Here is a 14,893-nt window from a genome sequence, read left to right as displayed (position 1 = left end):
TACCCGAATTCAACTTTCCTCAAACAGAGACATCCATGACCAACCAAGCCTTCATCTGTGACGCCGTTCGCACCCCCTTCGGCCGCTACGGCGGCTCGCTCAGCAGCGTGCGCACCGACGACCTCGGCGCCGTGCCGCTGAAGGCGCTGATGGAGCGCAACAAGAACGTCGACTGGCAGGCCGTGAGCGACGTGCTCTACGGCTGCGCCAACCAGGCCGGCGAGGACAACCGCAACGTCGCGCGCATGTCGGCGCTGCTGGCGGGCCTGCCGATCGAACTCGGCGGCGCCACCATCAACCGCCTGTGCGGCTCGGGCCTCGACGCCGTGGGCACCGCGGCACGCGCCATCCGCGCCGGTGAAGCGGGCCTCATGATCGCCGGCGGCGTCGAGAGCATGAGCCGCGCGCCCTTCGTCATGCCCAAGGCCGAGAGCGCCTTCAGCCGCAACAACGCGGTGTACGACACCACCATCGGCTGGCGCTTCGTCAACAAGCTCATGAAGGCGCAGTACGGCGTCGACTCCATGCCCGAGACGGCGGAGAACGTGGCCACCGACTACAAGATCGAGCGCGAGGCGCAGGACCTGATGGCGCTGAACTCGCAACTGCGCGCCGTGGCCTCGCAGAAGTCGGGCTTCTTCGACGCCGAGATCGTGCCCGTGACCGTGCCGCAGAAGAAGGGCGACGCGATCATCGTCAACAAGGACGAGCATCCGCGCGAAACCAGCCTCGAGTCGCTGGCCAAGCTCAAGGGCGTGGTGCGTCCCGACGGCACCGTCACCGCCGGCAATGCCAGCGGCGTGAACGACGGCGCCTGCGCGCTGCTGCTGGCCGACGAAGCCAGCGCAGCGAAGCACGGCCTCACGCCGCGCGCCCGCGTGGTCGGCATGGCCACCGCCGGCGTCGCGCCGCGCGTGATGGGCATCGGCCCCGCGCCCGCCACGCAGAAGGTGCTGGCGCTCACCGGCCTGAAGCTCGAGCAGATCGACGTGATCGAACTCAACGAAGCCTTCGCCGCGCAGGGCCTGGCCGTGCTGCGCCTGCTGGGCCTGAAGGACGACGACGCGCGCGTCAACATCAACGGCGGCGCCATCGCGCTGGGCCACCCGCTGGGCGCCAGCGGCGCGCGCCTTGCCACCACTGCGGTGAACCAGCTGCACAAGGGCGGCGGCCGCTACGCGCTTTGCACCATGTGCATCGGCGTGGGTCAGGGCATCGCGGTGATCCTCGAGCGCGTCTGACGACAACAGCGCCGCCGATCGGGCGGCCACGCAACGAAAACAACCAGAGAAGCAAGAAGACAAGGCCATCGGCAGCCGCGGCAACAGCGGCCCGATGGCATTTTTTTAACCGAAGAGGATGAAAGAGAAGGATCAGAGGATGAACGACACGTCGACCAGGAAGGCAACGCGCCGCGGCGCTGGCCTTGCAACGCTCGCACTGGCCGCAGCGGCGCTGCTGCCCACACCGGCCCTCGCACAGCAGGCCTTTCCCACCAAGCCGGTGCGCATCATCACGCCGTTCCCGGTGGGCGGCGGACCCGACGGCGTGGCGCGGCTGGTGGCCGACAAGCTCTCGCGCGCCTGGGGCCAGCCGGTGGTGGTCGAGAACCGCCCCGGTGGAAACGGCTTCATCGCCATCGACGCCTTCAAGCGCGGCGCGAAGGACGGCCACGACATCATCGTGCTCGACAACGTGCACCTTGCCGCGTACCCGGCGCTCTTCAAGAAGCTGCCCTACGACACCGCCAAGGACTTCGACGCGCTGCTGCCGCTGTTCAAGACCTACTTCTTCTTCACCGTCGCCACCAACAGCAAGTACAAGACCATCGGCGACCTGATCGCCGACGCCAAGGCCAACCCCGGCAAGCTCGACTACGGCTCCTGGTCGGTCGGCAACCCGGTGCACCTGGGCTCGGAGCTCTTCGAGTCGGCCACCGGCACGCAGATGGAGCACATCGTCTACAAGGAGACCACGCAGCTCTACACCTCGGTCGCCACCGGCGAGCTGGCCTTCGCGCTAGGCAGCAGCGCGACCGCCGGCCCGCTGCAGCGCGCGAACAAGCTGCGCTTCCTGGCCGCTGCCGCGCCCCAGCGCGTGGCGGCCTTCCCCGACGTGCCGACGGTCGGCGAATCGGGTGGCCCGAAGGGCTTCGAGGTCATCGGCTGGAACGCCATCGCCGTGCCGAAGGGCCTGCCCGCATCGGTCACCGAGAAGATCAAGCGCGACATCGAGAAGGGGCTGGCAGAGCCCGACGTGCTGGAGAAGTTCAAGAGCTTCGGCTACGAGCCCTTCCCGACCACGCGCCCGCAGTTCGACGAGTTCGTGGCGAGCGAGACGAAGCGCTTCACCGACGTGATCCGCAAGGCGAACGTCTCGCTGGACTGATCGCTAGGCCTGGCGCCGCGCTGCCACGTGCAGCGTGTGCACGCGCGCCTGTTCAGGCAGAGGGCTGCCCCAGCCCTCGGGCAGCTCGTGCAGCACCGCCTTCGCATCGAGCGAACGGATCGCCACCGAGTTGTCGGCGGGAATGCGCCCCTGCGCCAGCAGCGCCTCGTAGCGCAGGGCGCTCACCCGAAGGAACGAGGCGAAGTTGCCGACTTCGCCGCGCGCGGCCACCAGCTCGTCGTAGAGCCGCTCGATGAGCTGCACCACGACCATGCCGTCGCGCCGCGCGATTTCTTCCAGCACCTGCCAGAACAGGTTCTCCAGCCGGATGCTGGTGACGACGCCGTGCAGCCGCACCGAGCGCGTGCGCGCGTCATAGCTCTGCGGATCGGCACTGATGAAGACTTCGCACATGGTGGCTGTCTCCTTTGCTTGAAGGAAGGTGGGCGACGCCGCACTGTAGCGCCGCGCCGCCCGCCGGGAGTTCAATGCTCGATGCGCGTGCCCAGCACCACGAGGAACTGCGAGAGCCATGCCGGGTGCGCCGGCCATGCGGGCGCGGTGACCAGGTTGCGGTCGGTCACGGCCTGGTCGACCGGGATGCCCATGTACTCGGCGCCCGCAAGTTCCACCTCCACCTGGCAGGCCGGATAGGCCGACACCTTGCGGCCCTTGAGCAGGCCCGTGGCCGCGAGCAGCTGGGCGCCGTGGCACACCGCCGCCAGCGGCTTGTCGGCGGCCAGGAAGTGCCGAGCGATCTCGACCACGCGGGTGTTCATGCGCAGGTACTCCGGCGCGCGGCCGCCCGGAATGACCAGCGCGTCGTAGGCCTCGGGGCGGACGTCGGCGAAGTTGGCGTTCAGCGTGAAGCGGTGGCCGGGCTTTTCGCTGTAGGTCTGGGCGCCCTCGAAGTCGTGGATGGCGGTGTGGACCCAGTCGCCGGCCTTCTTGTCCGGCGCCACCGCATGCACCGTGTGGCCCACGGCCAGCAGGGCCTGGAAAGGCACCATGGTTTCGTAGTCTTCGGCGTAGTCGCCGCAGAGCATCAGGATCTTGCGCGCCATGTCTCTTGTCTCCTTCGGATGAGGTTGGAATGCGGCCCGGCGCACCGGGCGCGGGCCGTTTCCGGATTATTCGAAGGAGCAGGGCGCGGCGGGTAGCAGCCGGCTGTGACCGCGGCCCGGCGCCGTGGCTTCAGATGATGGTCGCGCGCACGCCGCGTGCCACCGTGGGCGCGATGCCGGCGTAGAAGAAGCCCAGGTCGTCCTCGGGGCCGTTGGTGGCCCGTCCGCGCACCTTGCCCATCACGCACACGCCGACCTGCGATTCGCCCTCGCCGATGACGAGCACGAAGGGGTTGTCCTCGTCGCCGCGCAGGTAGCGCCCGCCGAACTCGCGGCGCGCGACCTCGAAGACGTAGGCCGATGCGAGGAAGTGCAGATCGTCCGGCAGCGGCGCCTGCTCCTTGAAGAAGTCGTCGAGCACGCGGTCGACAAGCGCCAGCGAGGGGGCCGTGTAGTCGAGCCGGGAGCCGTCGATGGGCGCGCCGGGCTGCGAGAAGGCGCCGACGAAGTCCTTGGCCTGCGAGGCCATGCCTTCCTCCAGCGTCGCGGGCATGGCGGGTTTCTTCTTCAGGAAATCGAACATTCCCATGGTTGCGGTTTTCCCTTCGTTCTTTCCGATGGAGACAGGGGGCGGTCCGGGTGTGGCCCGGGCGACTGTCTCAGAAGCGATGGTCCGCGCGCAAGCCCGAAGTGCGTTCGCGGCGCAGGAAACGGGCGGACCGGGCCGCGTCAGTTAACAGAAGTTCGCAGAGGCTGCAGGGCGCGCGCGAGAGCTGGTGCCCGGGGCGGGGGCGTCACGGATCTGCCTTTTGCGCTGAATAGCCTCGCTCAGGGTTTTCCCGTATCCCCGGGCAAGCCTCTTACGGACCGACAGACAACTCACAGAAAAGACCGAACCATGAAGACCTCCCAGATCGCCCTCGCTGCCGCGCTCGCCCTGCTCGCCATCGCTTCCGTGCCCGCCCAGGCCCAGCAGCGCACGCGCGAAGCCGTCGAAGCCGAAGCCGTCGCCGCCGCCCACGCCAAGGACCAGAACGTCACGCGCGGTTCGCGCGGCGCCGATCCGTTCACGTCCACGGCCGATGCCGAAGCCATGTACAGGCAGGCCGTGGAGACCGCCCACGCGCCCAACCAGAACGTGACGCGCGGCTCGCGCGGCGCGGACCCGTTCACCTCCAGCCGCGACCCGGCGCAGGTCTACCAGGAAGCCATGGCCACCGCCGCGGCGCCCGACCAGAACGTGACCAGCGGCTCGCGCGTCAACAGCAAGGTCATCTCGACCATGCAGAACCCGGTGCTGCAATCGGCACAAGGCAAGTAAGCCGGCGGGCCGTGGCCCCGAAGACGGGAGACGCCGCCGCTATGCGTTGCGTGCGCGGCGCGCGGGTTCGGCCTGATGCAGAAAGCCGGTGAAGGTGTCCGGCGGCGACGAGCCCGTGAGCCGGGTCAGTATCCGGCCGACTTCTCCACGGTGATAGCCCGCGTGAGTCGCCACGTGGGCCAGCATTTCCTCGCGCGACATCCGGCCCGGCGCGCCGTCGGTGAAGGTGAACTCGATGCCTTCCTCCAGCTCGCGCGGGCTCAGGCGCGCGACGTAGTCGATGTACCAGCGATCGGTTTCCCGCACCGCCTCGCCCAGCGTTTCCAGCGGCGGCGGCTCGGGCGCGCCGGTCGCGGTGTGGCCGTGTGCCTTGCGCTGCACGTTAGCGACGAAGATGCGGTCGACGATGAGGCCGTGGTTGAACACGCGCGCGGCCGCGCGGTACTCGTCGGCCGGGCCGTTGGCCGCCAGATCGGCCAGGGCCGCCAGCAGGCCCTCGTCGGCCCAGGCCTTGTAGCGGAACAGCGAGGCCAGAAGCGTCTGCGTACTCATCACAATCTCCCTTCGGACAGTTGAACGCACGCCTGGCGTGCGCTCCCATTCTTGAGTGGAGCCTCGAACTTGGGTACTCGCATTCCCCCACAGCGCAGGACCATGCGCAAAGCGCCCCGGCAGCAGCGTTCGCGCGTCACGGTGGACGCCATCGTCGAGGCCGCAACTCGCGTTCTGGCGCGCCGCGGATGGGCGCGGTTCACCACCAATGAGATCGCGGCGGTGGCTGGCGTCAGCGTCGGCTCGCTCTACCAGTACTTCCCGGACAAGCTGGCCATCGCCGAGGCGATACGGCAGCGTCACCTCGACGAGGTGCTGGCGGCGTTGAACGGTTCCGATGCGGATGTCGACGCTTCGGCTCCGCTTTCGCGCCGCGTGGAGCGCTTCGTCGACGGGGTCATCGCCGCCCATTCGGTCGACCAGGCGCTGCACCGCGTGCTCGTCGACGAGGTGCCGCTCGCCGCGCGCTCGACCTACCCCGAGTTCGAGGCCGAATACCAGCGCCGCTACCGGGCACTCGTCGTTGAAAGCGGTGGGCCGGGAGACGGCGCAGATGCCGACATCGCAGCCCGCATGCTCTCGTCCGCGGTCGAAGGCGCGGTCCACGCGGCGGCGCGCCGCGGCGACCTGGATGCTCCGGCGATGAGGACCGAACTCCTCAGGCTGGTGTTGGCCTATCTGGGCGACCGCCAGCGTACGGACTGAAGCTCCATCGGCATGCGGGTTGCCGGTGTGGACACCGCCCCCGGACCCTGACCACAATGCCCCGGCCCCGTGCCGTCGCGGGTGCTGAAAGGTCATCGCAATGAAAAAAATGCTCGTGCCGGCTTGCCTGGCCCTGGCTCAGATGATGGTCGTGCAAGTGGCGTCCGCCCAGTCTTCCGGCGAAGCCGATCCGGCGCAGGGCAAGGCGCGGCCCACGGCGCCCACCACCAGGGCGGAGCGCGCCGAGGCTCGCAAGGAGCGCCGCGCGGATGGCGCAGCCGCCGCCCGTGGGCCGCAGATGCAGGAGGGCGAGGTGCGCGCGACGACCGCACCGAAGATGTCGAGGGAAGAGCGCCTGGCCGCCGCGGCCAAGCGCCGTGCGGCGAACCGCGAGGCCATGAAGGCGGGCCAGCTCTCGCGCGGCGGCAGCGGCGACGCGCCCGAAAAGCAGAAGAAGCCCTGAGGCTGCACGGGCCGTCAGGCCCAGGCCTTGGCCGAGCGCAGTTGCAGCAGCGCCAGCATCCGGGCCTCTTCCGCGTCGCGCAGGCTCTTGGCTGCGCGGCTGGCGGCGTACGTCACGTAGAGCGTGTCGATCGCTTTCGCCCAGCATTGGGCCGTCTGGTAGGGGCTGTTGGGGTTTCCCGGACCTGCGGGCACGGTGTATCCGGCCTTGCGCAGGATGTTGGCTTTGTGTTCGGTGCTCAGCATGTCGTGCCCCCCGATTCGATGGCGTGAGGAGCACGGTACTCGCGATGCGCTGCGTGCGCTATTGGCTACAAGACGTATCCGGATGTAGGAAAACACAGCGGAAAACAAGCCATAAGTATTAGATGGCGTCGCCTGATTGCCACACGAGCGTGGCAGCGGCCAGGTCTTCCAGCGCGCTGCCGACGGCCTTGAACACGGTGCGCCCGGCATCGTTCGTGCGGCCAGGGTGCTCCCCGCGGCACAGCATCGCCAGCGTGCCCTGCACCTCCTCCGCGCGCAGCGTGCCGGCGGCCATCGCGTCGAGCAGGTCACCGGATTTCTGCAGCGCCTCCTCGGTGTCGACCCAGGTCAGGGCGCCGTCGAAGCACCGGGCGTCGGCTTCGCGCATCGCGGGCGTGAAGCTGCCGATCAGGTCCAGGTGCGAGCCCGGTGCCAGCCACTCGCCGCGCACCAGCGGCGAGGTGGCCAGCGTGGCGCAGCTCACGATGTCGGCCTGACGCACGGCGGCTTCCAGATCCGTTGCCGCCCGCGCGTTCCAGCCCTCGGCGCGCCATTGGGCGGCCAGCGCTTGCGCGCCTTCCGGCCGGTGGTTCCACACCCACAGTTCGTCGATGGGCCGCACGCTCGCATGCGCGGCGGGCAGCATGCGTGCGATGCGGCCGGTGCCCAGCACCAGCAGCCGGCGCGCATCGGCGCGCGCCAGGAACGACGCGCCCAGCGCCGAGGCCGCGGCCGTGCGGCGCGCGGTGATCTCGTTGCCGTCCATCATCGCCAGCGGCACGCCGGTGCACGCGTCGTACAGCACGTAGGTCGCATGCAGGCCGGGCAGTCCGCGCTCGCTGTTGCCAGGGAAGATGTTGATCGTCTTGATGCCGAGGAAGCCCGCGTCGCTCCATGCCGGCATGATGAGCACGGTGCCCCTGCCGCTGGCGCCGGCTGTGGTGTCGATGGCGTGCACGTGGCGCGGCGGCACCTGGGCGCCCGCCGCGAAGGCCGCGCGCAGCGCGGGTACCAGCCGGTCGAAGGCCAGCGGCGCACGGGTGGCGGCTTCGTCGAAATGCTTCATGGCAGTCGTCATTGCTGTAGCGGGTGCAGTGCCGACTCGAAGAACTCGGTCAGCGCCTTGCGGTAGGCCGCGCCATAGCGCAGGGCCGTCATCGGTTCGAGATGCGCGGCGCCCGGCGCCTCGATCAGCCGCTTGGGCTCGCGCGCGTCGGCCAGCAGCCGCTTGGAGTGCGAGGGCGGAATCACCTGGTCGGCCGTGCCGTGGATCAGCAGCAGCGGAATGGGCGATATGGCCGCCACGTATTTCGAGGCCGCGTACTCGTCGCTCACCAGCAGGCCGGCGCCGCTGAGCTTCTCGTTGGCGATCGACGAGTAGGAATAGAAGGTCGACTCGATGGCCGCGGCCTTCACGCCCGCGCGGTTGCCCGAGCCCACCACCGCGATCGCGTTGGTGCCGCCCAGGCTCTGGCCGAAGACGAAGAGCCGTTCGGGGTCCACGTCCTTGCGCGAGCGCACGTAGTTCAGCGCGGCGTTCGAATCCTCGAAGACGCCCTTGGGCTCTGGCTTGCCTTCCGACTGTCCGTAGCCGCGGTAGTCGAACACGAGCACGTTGTAGTCCCGCTTCGGCAGCCAGGCCACGAAGCGCCAGTGCGTGCTCATGTTCTGCGCGTTGCCGTGGAAGTGCACCACCGTGCCCTTGGCCTCCTTCGGGTTCTGCCGGTTCTCGGCGGGCAGGAACCAGCCGCTCAGGCGTGTGCCGTCGGCGCTGGCGAACTGCACGTTCTCGTAGCGCATGCCGAGAGCCTCGGGGGTCTCGTAGCGCACGCTGTCCGGGTAATAGAACATCGACTGCACGCAGCCGCCCAGCATGAGCGGCAGCGTGCACAGCGCCAGCCTTGCGAACCACCGACGCAGCGCGCCGCCCTTCATGAAAGCCGTCCGCCGGCGGATGCCGCGCGGTTTTCCGCGAGCATGTTGCAGAAGAGCGCGCCCTGCTCGATGGCGTCGTCGAGCGCCACGTGCGTGTGCGGCAGGCCGGCGTCGAACCAGCGGCGCGGCATCGCGCGCTTGGTGCTGTCGCGGTAGTCGAGCTTCAGCATCGCCATCGCGAACGACTTCACGTCGAGCGCCGAATGGCTGAACGGGCTCTCGCCCGCGAACCGCATCAGGTACCAATAGACGAAGAGAAAGTCGAAGCCCGCCGGATACGCGACGAATACCGGCCGCGCATGCAGGCCCTTGAGCCAGTTCACGTAGTTCTTCATCGCGTGGGCCGGGTCCTGCAGATCGGTGCGGCAGGCGGCCCATGCCTCGGGCTGGGTCTTCCACCATGCGGCGGTCTTCGGATCGGCTTGCGCGCCGGGCAGCGTGTGAAGGTTGGCGCTGAATGTGGAAACGAGTTGCTTGTCGGCCGTGTAGGCGGCCGAGCCGAAGCTGAGCATCGAGTTCGGGCCGGGGATGGGGCCATCGGATTCGACGTCTGTGCTTATGTAGATTTCTGACATGTGTTGTTCTTATCGGATGGAGGGTATTGGCTGGATTGCACGCTGCAGATGAAAGACGTGCATGTCCCGCCAGTTGCCCGTCGAGTTCTCGATCAGCGCGACTTCCGTGCAACTCGCATGCACGGCTCCCGACGCGGCAAGCCGGGCCTGCAGTTCGACCGCCGCAGCATCCGCATCGGATGCACTGCCATGCGCAACCGACAGATGCGCAACGATGCTGTCGTGCTCGCCGCCATACGGAGGAAAGTCGGGAAACGCTTCCACGAGCGCTCGCGTCATTTCGATGAAAGGTGCCGCAGGCTCCGGCGCGAGGTACGCGGTTTCCGGAAAACGCCCGACCCTGTTCAGCGTGAAGGAGAACGAAGTCGTCCGATTCAAGGCCAGCCTCGCACGCTCCAGGACTTCGGGCGTGATTCGCGCCGGGTCCATGAAAGGAACGAGCACCGTGATGTGTGCAGGCACTCCGAGGGCCACGGTGGCGTCGTAGAGGCGGCGCAGATCGCCCACCATGGGCTCGGCGGCGGGAACCTTCACGGCGAATGCGGAGATGGCCATGGCGGCGGAGGATAGCTCAGGCGTTCGCGATCCGGCCCCATTCCAGGCCGTGCTTGGCGAGGTACTTGCGCAGCCGGTCGGCGTCGTTCACCACGCTGCGCTGCGCGCGCGAAGCCTGGAAGAGCTGTCGGCCTGCATCCGACAGGCTGCGCGACTGACGGCAGACGCGCACCACTGCTTCGAGCTGCAGGCGATCGAACAGGTCGAGCGCTGCGCTGCGTTCCTCGCCGAGCAGGGCATCGAGATCCACGCCTTCGGTAGTGGGCGGTACGGCGCCCGCGTGCTTCCACAGCCAGCGCAGCCGCGCGATCTCGGCTTCCACCAGCGCGACCGGAATGCGTCCGCCGTCGGCCAGCGTGGCCAGCCGTGTCACGCTGGCAGACAGGTCGCGGAAGTTGCCGCTCCAGATCGCCTCGCCGCTTTGCGCGAAGCGCAGGTAGGCGGCGCGCGCCTCGGCGTTGAAGCGCACCACGCGGTTGTTCTCGGCGGCGTGGAGGGCCAGCAGATGGTCGACGTTGGGCTCGATGTCCTCCGGCCGCTGCGCGAGGCCGGGCAGGTCGTAGGTCCAGAGGTTGATGCGCGCGAACAGGTCTTCGCGAAAGCGTCCCTCGGCCACGTCGCTGCGCAGGTCGCGGTTGGTGCCGGCGATCAGCTGGAAGTCGCTTTCCACCTCCTTGTCGGCACCCACGGGGAAGAAGCGCTTCTCCTCGATGGCCTTCAGCAGCATCGCCTGCTCGTCGAGGCCGAGCTCGCCGATCTCGTCGAGGAAAAGGGCTCCCTGGTGCGCGGTGCGCAGCAGGCCCGCGCGGTCGGCGGCGGCGCCCGTGAAGGAGCCCTTCTTGTGGCCGAAGAGCGTGGAGGCCGCGCCGTCGCCACGCAGCGTCGCGCAGTTCACTTCGACGAAAGGTCCCGTCATCTGGTGGCGCGACTGCTTCAGCTCGAACATGCGCCGCGCCAGGAAGGACTTGCCGGCGCCCGTCGGCCCCACCAGTAGGATGGGCGCGCGCGAGCGCACTGCCACGCGCTCGATTTCGTCGATCAGCGCGTTGAAGCGCGCGTTGCGCGTGGCGATGCCGCTCTTCAGGAAGGCGACCGCGTCGCGCTGCTCCGCGTCGAAGCGCCGCGCGATCACGTCATAGCGAGACAGGTCGAGGTCGATCAGCGTGCACTTGCCGGCTTCGCCCTCTCGCTGCTTCTTCGGCGGCGATGTCTGCGCCAGCACGCCTGGAACCACGCGCGATTCGGACAGCAGGAACATGCAGATCTGCGCGACGTGCGTGCCGGTGGTGATGTGCGTCCAGTACTGCTCGCGTTCGGTGTCGAAGCTGTAGCCGCGCGCCCAGTCGTACAGGCGCGTGTAGACCTCGCCGAAGTCCCAGGGGTCCGCCAGGTCGAGCGGCACGAGGTTGACCGTGGTCTCCGGCGACACGGTGGCGATGTCAGCCTTCACCACCTCGGCCAGCGCTTTGTGCCGCAGCGTGTAGAGCAACTCCATGCGCGAGACGACCATGTCCTCGTGCTGAGCGAGCGAGACGGTGGGGCGCCACTTGTTCCAGCGGCCCGCGCCCTGGCCGGCATCGAGCTGGGTGCCGAGGAAGCCGATGACGACGATTGGCTTCATGAATAAAGATCTAGCTAAATTTATAGAAATCGGTTGAATTCTAGCAGATCGAATATGACGTGCACCGGTCGATAAAGAAGAATTTGTCTATTCATATCAACGGCTTGCGTGAGTTTCGAACGCTTTTTTGCCTCTCTCGCCGTCGCCTGGCACGCTGGGTGCAATAGACAACCCGTCGGATGCAGTTCATCCGCTCGCAGGTGCCGCGTGAAAGCGGCCCGGTGCCGCAGGCCAGATCCTGTCTTGGGCTCGCGGTATGCCGCTGTTGAACTGGCTGGCAACTGAACTTGTTTCAGTTCTGCTCATGGTTGAGCACCGTGCCAACCGCACGGCGTTGTGGGTTCGATTCCCGCGAAAAACCCTGGCGGTGCTCGCACCGCCATCTGATGGGGCGAAAGCCCCCCGCCCCGGCACACCGGAGCGACGGCGCAAGGCCCTCAAAGCCTTGCGGCGCGCGACACAGTGCCAAGCGCAGGCGGCTTGCGCACCGCGTGCGTGGCAAGGAACTGCGTGTGGCCATCGACGGCAAGGGAGGTGAGGACGTTGCGATGCAACGACGGGAGGCACCTACCGAACCGCGCGACCGCCGCATGACAGGCCTTGACCGCCGCAGTGTCCGCCGCCTGCCCTTTCGAGGGCCTGGATTGAATGAATGGATGAATGACGACTGGCCGACGAGAACGAAACGAACAGTCGAACCGAACAAAGAGGAGAAAAAGAATGCTGGGCTTCAACCAATACACCATCAAGAAGAACGAACGCGCACTGCTGCTGCGCAACGGCGACTTCGAGCGACTGCTCGGACCGGGAAAGCACCGCGTGTTCGCGGGCTTCGACACCGTCCAGCTGCAACGCTTCTCGCTCGCCGAGCCGGTGTTCGAGCACGAGCTGGCCGACTACTTCCTGGCACGCGAGCCGGAGCTGGTCGAACGCGAGTTCGTGCAGGTGTCGCTGGGCGAAACCCAGGTCGGCCTGCGTCATGAGGAGGGCGTGCTTGTGCAGATCCTGCCGCCCTCTACCCGCAAGCTCTACTGGCGTGGGCTGCGCGAGCAGCGCATCGACGTGATCGATGTTTCCGCCGATGCGCGTCTGCCGGCCGAGTTGCTGGCAAAGCTGCAGAGCGTGGCCTTGCGTCCGCGCGCGGTGCAGGGGCTCGAGGGCGTACTGCTGGTGCAGGTGCCAGAGTTCCATGCCGGTGTGCTGACGCTCGAAGGGCAGATGCAGGCCTTGCTGCCGCCTGGAAACCACGGTTTCTGGCGCTTCAACCGTCAGGTGTCGGTGACCTCCGTGGACCTGCGTTCGCAGATCGCCGAAGTGAGCGGCCAGGAGATCCTGACCCGCGACAAGGTGGGACTGCGGCTGAACCTGTCGGCGGTATGGCGTTTCCTCGACGTGCGGCAGGCCATGGCGCAGATGCCCAAGCCGGCGGAGCACGTGTACCGCGAGCTGCAGTTCGGTCTGCGTGCCGCGGTCGGCGAGCAGACGCTCGACGCGCTGCTGGAGAACAAGGCAGCCATCGACCAGACCGTGCTGGCGCAGGTGCGCGAGCGGCTGGAAGGCTCGGGAGTCGTGCTGGAAAGCGTGGGCGTGAAGGACATCATCCTGCCGGGTGAGATGAAGACCATCCTTGCGCAGGTGGTGGAGGCCGAGAAGTCGGCCCAGGCCAACGTGATCCGTCGCCGCGAGGAAACCGCGGCCACGCGCTCGCTGCTGAACACCGCCAAGGTGATGGAGGGCAACCCCGTCGCGTTGCGGATGAAGGAACTTGAAACGCTGGAACGCGTGGCCGAGCGGATCGACAAGATCTCGGTGGTCGGCGGTCTGGACCAGGTGCTCAACGGACTGGTGACGCTTCGGCCGAACGGTTCCTGAGTTCTGAAGGAAAAAAGGGATACGGGCACGCAGGCACAGAAGGGAGCGCCACTGCCAAAAATGTTGATATTGCCGGCAGTCCGGGTAGCACCGGATGCGGCGGGCAAGTCGGTCGACGAGCAAGGTTGAGGATGCAGGTGCTGGCTCCGATGACGGGTCTGTCACTGGCGCGCGTTTCCAATCGTCGACTGGGCCGCTGGATTGAAACACCACGGTCGCCGTATTGATGCGAGTTCGAATCCCGCCGTGTCCACCAGTCGTTCGTGAAGAATGAATAGATAGATAGCAAAGAGAGAGAGAAAGAAAAATGGAACAGAGCAAGAACTACAACCTGCACGAAGTCGCCAACGGCGTTCCCGTGAAGATGTGGACCCGCGGCGTGCCAGTGGAAGACGAGGCGCAGAAGCAGCTCGAGAACGCCGCCCGCCTGCCCATCGTGTTCAAGCACATCGCGGCCATGCCCGACGTGCACTACGGCATCGGCGCAACGGTGGGTTCGGTGATCCCGACCTTCAAGGCCATCATCCCGGCCGCGGTGGGCGTGGACATCGGCTGCGGAATGATGGCGTGCAAGACCACGCTGCATGCCAACGACCTGCCCGACAACCTGGCGCCGCTGCGCTCGGCGATCGAGAAGGCCGTGCCGCACGGCTCGAACCCCAAGCGCATGGGCCGCGACAAGGGTTCGTGGGAGACGCCTCCCAACGAGACCGACGTGGCCTGGGCCGGACTGGTGGACGAGTTCGACGCGATCTGCGAGGACTACCCGCGCCTGAAGAACACCAACAACCACAAGCACCTGGGAACGCTGGGTACGGGCAACCACTTCATCGAGGTATGCCTGGACGAGGCGGGTTCCGTGTGGTTCATGCTGCACTCGGGATCGCGCGGTGTGGGCAACGCCATCGGCACGCACTTCATCGAACTCGCGAAGAAGGACGCCGAGCAGCATCAGCGCAATCTGCCCGACCAGGACCTGGCGTACTTCGAGGAAGGCGCTAAGTACTTCGGCGACTACGTGCGCGCGGTGGGCTGGGCCCAGAAGTTCGCGCGAGCGAACCGCGAAGTGATGATGCAGCGCGTGGTCGCGGCCGCGCGCAAGGTCATCACCAAGCCGTTCGAAGCGCACGTGGAAGCGGTGAACTGCCACCACAACTACGTGAGCCGCGAAACGCACTTCGGCGAAGACGTGCTCGTGACCCGCAAGGGCGCGGTGAGTGCCAAGGCCGGCGAGCTGGGGATCATCCCCGGCAGCATGGGCGCCAAGAGCTACATCGTGCGCGGAAAGGGCAACCCCGAGAGCTTCATGAGCTGCAGCCACGGCGCCGGTCGAAAGATGAGCCGTACCAAGGCCAAGAAGCTCTACACGGTGGCCGACCAGATCGCCGCGACCGAAGGCGTGGAATGCCGAAAGGACGCCGACGTGATCGACGAGATTCCGATGGCCTACAAGGACATCGACGCGGTGATGGATGCGCAGAAGGACCTGGTGGAGGTGGTCTACACGCTCAAGCAGGTCGTATGCGTGAAGGGATGAATTCGAGGCCGGTGCACGGCCTCATGGCTGGGGTGACGTAGGGAGGAGGGCTCGGGCCCT

The 14,893-nt window shown here is 67.3% G+C and carries 17 protein-coding genes; 7 read left to right on the top strand and 10 right to left on the bottom strand.

Translation table 11 applies throughout. The annotated features are described in order from the left end of the window. Positions 1-35: 35 nt before the first annotated feature. A complete protein-coding gene (gene pcaF / locus ABL838_RS26645; protein ID WP_126025626.1) occupies positions 36-1,241 on the top strand; it encodes a 3-oxoadipyl-CoA thiolase in 1,206 nt (401 codons plus the stop codon). 139 nt (positions 1,242-1,380) lie between these two features. Next, positions 1,381-2,388 carry a Bug family tripartite tricarboxylate transporter substrate binding protein gene (locus tag ABL838_RS26640; protein WP_418122700.1) on the top strand — a complete coding sequence of 336 codons (1,008 nt, stop codon included), beginning with the start codon at positions 1,381-1,383 and terminating at the stop codon, positions 2,386-2,388. Positions 2,389-2,391: 3 nt separating this feature from the next. Here ABL838_RS26640 and ABL838_RS26635 read toward each other — a convergent pair whose 3' ends face one another. The 3 genes from ABL838_RS26635 to ABL838_RS26625 all read right to left on the bottom strand — a co-directional run bounded on the left by ABL838_RS26635 (position 2,392) and on the right by ABL838_RS26625 (position 4,041). Beyond that, positions 2,392-2,802, bottom strand: a complete 411-nt coding sequence (locus ABL838_RS26635; RefSeq protein ID WP_126025624.1) for a ribbon-helix-helix domain-containing protein — start codon at positions 2,800-2,802, stop codon at positions 2,392-2,394. A 71-nt stretch (positions 2,803-2,873) separates the two neighbouring features. After that, on the bottom strand, positions 2,874-3,452 hold the full coding sequence (locus tag ABL838_RS26630) for a DJ-1/PfpI family protein (protein WP_126025623.1): 579 nt from the start codon (positions 3,450-3,452) through the stop codon (positions 2,874-2,876). A gap of 130 nt (positions 3,453-3,582) precedes the next feature. Beyond that, a complete protein-coding gene (locus ABL838_RS26625) occupies positions 3,583-4,041 on the bottom strand; it encodes a hypothetical protein (RefSeq protein ID WP_418122698.1) in 459 nt (152 codons plus the stop codon). A 309-nt stretch (positions 4,042-4,350) separates the two neighbouring features. On the opposite strand from ABL838_RS26625, the gene ABL838_RS26620 reads away from it, so the two are divergent. Then, entirely contained in the window at positions 4,351-4,773 is a 423-nt protein-coding gene (locus tag ABL838_RS26620) for a hypothetical protein (RefSeq protein WP_369660839.1), read from the top strand. 39 nt (positions 4,774-4,812) lie between these two features. Here the strand turns inward: ABL838_RS26620 and ABL838_RS26615 are convergent, their stop codons facing one another. Continuing rightward, positions 4,813-5,325 carry a DinB family protein gene (locus ABL838_RS26615; RefSeq protein WP_418122696.1) on the bottom strand — a complete coding sequence of 171 codons (513 nt, stop codon included), beginning with the start codon at positions 5,323-5,325 and terminating at the stop codon, positions 4,813-4,815. A 102-nt stretch (positions 5,326-5,427) separates the two neighbouring features. Between ABL838_RS26615 and ABL838_RS26610 the strand changes: the two genes are divergently transcribed. Together ABL838_RS26610 and ABL838_RS26605 are read left to right on the top strand one after the other, a co-directional pair. Next, entirely contained in the window at positions 5,428-6,030 is a 603-nt protein-coding gene (locus ABL838_RS26610) for a TetR/AcrR family transcriptional regulator (RefSeq protein WP_184640752.1), read from the top strand. Between the two features lie 100 nt (positions 6,031-6,130). Beyond that, the gene (locus ABL838_RS26605) at positions 6,131-6,493 is read left to right on the top strand and encodes a hypothetical protein (protein WP_418122695.1); all 363 of its coding nucleotides are present in this window, start codon (positions 6,131-6,133) and stop codon (positions 6,491-6,493) included. 14 nt (positions 6,494-6,507) lie between these two features. Here ABL838_RS26605 and ABL838_RS26600 read toward each other — a convergent pair whose 3' ends face one another. The 6 genes from ABL838_RS26600 to rtcR all read right to left on the bottom strand — a co-directional run bounded on the left by ABL838_RS26600 (position 6,508) and on the right by rtcR (position 11,424). Continuing rightward, positions 6,508-6,738, bottom strand: coding sequence for a hypothetical protein (locus ABL838_RS26600; protein ID WP_126025617.1), 231 nt, complete (start codon positions 6,736-6,738; stop codon positions 6,508-6,510). Between the two features lie 118 nt (positions 6,739-6,856). Continuing rightward, positions 6,857-7,804 (bottom strand): ornithine cyclodeaminase family protein, encoded by a 948-nt coding sequence (locus tag ABL838_RS26595; protein WP_418122693.1) that lies wholly within the window; start codon positions 7,802-7,804, stop codon positions 6,857-6,859. 8 nt (positions 7,805-7,812) lie between these two features. After that, positions 7,813-8,673: an alpha/beta hydrolase gene (locus ABL838_RS26590; protein ID WP_418122691.1), complete on the bottom strand. Its 861-nt coding sequence runs from the start codon at positions 8,671-8,673 to the stop codon at positions 7,813-7,815. Continuing rightward, positions 8,670-9,248 (bottom strand): exonuclease, encoded by a 579-nt coding sequence (locus ABL838_RS26585; protein WP_418122690.1) that lies wholly within the window; start codon positions 9,246-9,248, stop codon positions 8,670-8,672. The genes ABL838_RS26590 and ABL838_RS26585 overlap by 4 nt, the downstream gene beginning before the upstream one ends. A 9-nt stretch (positions 9,249-9,257) precedes the next feature. Next, a complete protein-coding gene (locus tag ABL838_RS26580; RefSeq protein WP_369660845.1) occupies positions 9,258-9,803 on the bottom strand; it encodes a 2'-5' RNA ligase family protein in 546 nt (181 codons plus the stop codon). A gap of 16 nt (positions 9,804-9,819) precedes the next feature. Continuing rightward, positions 9,820-11,424 carry an RNA repair transcriptional activator RtcR gene (gene rtcR / locus ABL838_RS26575; RefSeq protein ID WP_418122689.1) on the bottom strand — a complete coding sequence of 535 codons (1,605 nt, stop codon included), beginning with the start codon at positions 11,422-11,424 and terminating at the stop codon, positions 9,820-9,822. 720 nt (positions 11,425-12,144) lie between these two features. On the opposite strand from rtcR, the gene ABL838_RS26570 reads away from it, so the two are divergent. Beyond that, positions 12,145-13,296 (top strand): slipin family protein, encoded by a 1,152-nt coding sequence (locus tag ABL838_RS26570; protein WP_369660847.1) that lies wholly within the window; start codon positions 12,145-12,147, stop codon positions 13,294-13,296. A 307-nt stretch (positions 13,297-13,603) separates the two neighbouring features. Further along, complete coding sequence (locus tag ABL838_RS26565; protein WP_176663344.1) at positions 13,604-14,833, top strand: RtcB family protein; 1,230 nt, start codon at positions 13,604-13,606, stop codon at positions 14,831-14,833. The last annotated feature ends 60 nt before the right edge of the window (positions 14,834-14,893 follow it).

Source organism: Variovorax sp. 160MFSha2.1 (assembly GCF_048305075.1).
Lineage (GTDB): Bacteria > Pseudomonadota > Gammaproteobacteria > Burkholderiales > Burkholderiaceae_C > Variovorax > Variovorax guangxiensis.
This window is presented reverse-complemented; position numbering and strand designations above follow the sequence as displayed.

What these genes read in the sequence shown, in the direction of transcription:
- ABL838_RS26565 (WP_176663344.1), top strand. Translation starts at nt 13,604, where the DNA reads ATGGAACAGAGCAAGAACTACAACCTGCACGAAGTCGCCAACGGCGTT.
- ABL838_RS26610 (WP_184640752.1), top strand. Translation starts at nt 5,428, where the DNA reads ATGCGCAAAGCGCCCCGGCAGCAGCGTTCGCGCGTCACGGTGGACGCC.
- ABL838_RS26595 (WP_418122693.1), bottom strand. Translation starts at nt 7,804, where the DNA reads ATGAAGCATTTCGACGAAGCCGCCACCCGTGCGCCGCTGGCCTTCGAC.
- ABL838_RS26580 (WP_369660845.1), bottom strand. Translation starts at nt 9,803, where the DNA reads ATGGCCATCTCCGCATTCGCCGTGAAGGTTCCCGCCGCCGAGCCCATG.
- ABL838_RS26635 (WP_126025624.1), bottom strand. Translation starts at nt 2,802, where the DNA reads ATGTGCGAAGTCTTCATCAGTGCCGATCCGCAGAGCTATGACGCGCGC.
- ABL838_RS26600 (WP_126025617.1), bottom strand. Translation starts at nt 6,738, where the DNA reads ATGCTGAGCACCGAACACAAAGCCAACATCCTGCGCAAGGCCGGATAC.
- ABL838_RS26605 (WP_418122695.1), top strand. Translation starts at nt 6,131, where the DNA reads ATGAAAAAAATGCTCGTGCCGGCTTGCCTGGCCCTGGCTCAGATGATG.
- ABL838_RS26590 (WP_418122691.1), bottom strand. Translation starts at nt 8,673, where the DNA reads ATGAAGGGCGGCGCGCTGCGTCGGTGGTTCGCAAGGCTGGCGCTGTGC.
- ABL838_RS26630 (WP_126025623.1), bottom strand. Translation starts at nt 3,452, where the DNA reads ATGGCGCGCAAGATCCTGATGCTCTGCGGCGACTACGCCGAAGACTAC.
- ABL838_RS26620 (WP_369660839.1), top strand. Translation starts at nt 4,351, where the DNA reads ATGAAGACCTCCCAGATCGCCCTCGCTGCCGCGCTCGCCCTGCTCGCC.
- rtcR (WP_418122689.1), bottom strand. Translation starts at nt 11,424, where the DNA reads ATGAAGCCAATCGTCGTCATCGGCTTCCTCGGCACCCAGCTCGATGCC.
- ABL838_RS26570 (WP_369660847.1), top strand. Translation starts at nt 12,145, where the DNA reads ATGCTGGGCTTCAACCAATACACCATCAAGAAGAACGAACGCGCACTG.
- pcaF (WP_126025626.1), top strand. Translation starts at nt 36, where the DNA reads ATGACCAACCAAGCCTTCATCTGTGACGCCGTTCGCACCCCCTTCGGC.
- ABL838_RS26640 (WP_418122700.1), top strand. Translation starts at nt 1,381, where the DNA reads ATGAACGACACGTCGACCAGGAAGGCAACGCGCCGCGGCGCTGGCCTT.
- ABL838_RS26625 (WP_418122698.1), bottom strand. Translation starts at nt 4,041, where the DNA reads ATGGGAATGTTCGATTTCCTGAAGAAGAAACCCGCCATGCCCGCGACG.
- ABL838_RS26615 (WP_418122696.1), bottom strand. Translation starts at nt 5,325, where the DNA reads ATGAGTACGCAGACGCTTCTGGCCTCGCTGTTCCGCTACAAGGCCTGG.
- ABL838_RS26585 (WP_418122690.1), bottom strand. Translation starts at nt 9,248, where the DNA reads ATGTCAGAAATCTACATAAGCACAGACGTCGAATCCGATGGCCCCATC.